This window comes from Burkholderia sp. SIMBA_062 (genome assembly GCF_046534765.1).
In the GTDB taxonomy this organism is placed as follows: Bacteria; Pseudomonadota; Gammaproteobacteria; order Burkholderiales; family Burkholderiaceae; genus Burkholderia; species Burkholderia ambifaria.
Window position 1 is genome coordinate 1 of record NZ_JAWRYD010000218.1, and the last position, 278, is coordinate 278.

Genomic DNA, 278 nt, shown 5'->3' on the forward strand with positions numbered 1-278 from the left:
TTCCGCGACGGCGTGCCCGTCATCATCAACCTCTCGCAGATGTCCGAGGGCGACGCTCGTCGCCTGATCGACTTCGCCAGCGGCCTCTCGCAGGGTCTGCAGGGAAAGATCGAGCGCGTCACCAGCAAGGTCTTCCTGCTGTCGCCCTCGCACGTCGCCGTGCTCGGCGACACGGTCGCTCAGCCCGTCGAGGGCGAGTCGACCTTCTTCGCTCGGCAATAATTAACGGGTGAGCACAACCTTCGCCATCATCGGCGGCATCCTTTACTTCCTGCTTC

At 63.3% G+C, this 278-nt stretch carries 1 protein-coding gene; it reads left to right on the forward strand.

What is annotated here, in order from left to right:
• On the forward strand, positions 1-222 hold a 222-nt coding region (locus tag SB786_RS36110; protein WP_410731561.1), incomplete at its 5' end, for a cell division protein SepF.
• Between the last annotated feature and the right edge of the window lie 56 nt (positions 223-278).